The organism is Desulfobulbus elongatus DSM 2908 (genome assembly GCF_000621145.1).
Classification (GTDB): Bacteria; Desulfobacterota; Desulfobulbia; order Desulfobulbales; family Desulfobulbaceae; genus Desulfobulbus; species Desulfobulbus elongatus.
On record NZ_JHZB01000090.1, the window covers coordinates 1 to 1,256 of the forward strand.

General features: G+C 52.5%; 2 protein-coding genes. Both read right to left on the reverse strand.

All coding sequences use genetic code 11. The features are described 5' to 3' along the window. Nucleotides 1-117: 117 nt before the first annotated feature. Complete coding sequence (locus Q362_RS21685) at nt 118-438, reverse strand: hypothetical protein (protein WP_035217160.1); 321 nt, start codon at nt 436-438, stop codon at nt 118-120. Then, the coding region (locus tag Q362_RS21690; RefSeq protein WP_211248543.1) for an RHS repeat-associated core domain-containing protein at nt 435-1,256 on the reverse strand (822 nt) is incomplete at its 5' end. The genes Q362_RS21690 and Q362_RS21685, both read right to left, overlap by 4 nt.

The following is a 1,256-nucleotide window of genomic DNA, read 5'->3' on the forward strand; positions in this document are numbered from 1 at the left end:
GAGCGAGCGGCCGAAGGGGCCGGTCACGCTCTGCAGCAGGTCGTTTTTGCAACAAGCTCTACTGTCCCTGGATTTCACCGGAATCCGCTGTATATCAGAGATGAAGATTGGTTAAGATCAGTCGATGTAATGCACTTCCATGATCAATCCATCCCGGGTTTCAAAAATGAAGTCGCCAATCTCAAAGACGCCATCTTCGACGCCGACGATCACGCCTTGACGCCCAAATTCTCTGGAGAGTTCATTAACACTTGTCGCATCTTTCCCAATCCAATCTTTGCGAACAATCGAGAGTGCAATATTACTACGCTCCCGGAGGCGTTCCACTTCCGATCTCGCATCGTTGAGGGCTGCACCTCCATTTAAGAGAAGTACAGACAAATAAAGAACTACTAGCAATGCCAAACCAAAGAAAATCCACGGAAGTGCTCTGATCATTTGAGTCCTCCAGCCAGAGCATCACTGGCAAAAGTCGTGCACGTATTAAAATTGAAGGGGTTCCAGCTATATGGAGCTCGATTAGGGTCATTCATTCGCTGCTCTGCGAAATTGTTGATCTTGTCTGCATCCGCTTTGTCGTCGCAGTTAGTCTTAGCCGTTGTCCCGTTACCGATTTTATTCAGAGCATTCTGCAAGTTAGCCCAAGACTCAGGGGTTGTCTTCCCGTCAGGGCCCATTTGCAGATCAGGCACTGTCCTCCGACGCACATTGCCGAAATTACTATCATACCGGCCATATTCATAGTATCGCGTATGACCTTGACTGTCATACGACAAGACACCGGCATGAGTGGATGGTACTTTTGTGCTAGTTCCCGGAATTGTAATGGGGTACCCAGGATAACCTACGTAGCACCCAGCCAACCCCCACGGATCAATCTTATTCACCGGATCATTGTTGACATAGGCATAGACATTGACGCCTGCCTCCAACCCAATCGGGTCAGCGCTCAGATACCGGCCAATGTCGGGATCATAGTATCTGTGCCAGTTGTAATGCAAGCCGGTTTCGGCATCGAAGTACTGGCCAAGGAAGCGGAGGTTGTTCTCCACGGTGTTGACCAGAAGGGTGGCCTTGCCGAAGGGCTGGTAATCGGCGGCCCAGACCACGGTGCCGCTGGCATCGGTCAGCCGCAGGGGCGTGCCCAGGTGGTCGGTGTGGTAGTAGTACATGGAGCCGTCGCCGGTGACCATGGCCAGGGGCAGGCCGTCGAGCCGGATATACCCCCGCACCAGGGCGCCGGTCTCATCGGTCTC

What these genes read in the sequence shown, in the direction of transcription:
- Q362_RS21685 (WP_035217160.1), bottom strand. Translation starts at nt 438, where the DNA reads ATGATCAGAGCACTTCCGTGGATTTTCTTTGGTTTGGCATTGCTAGTA.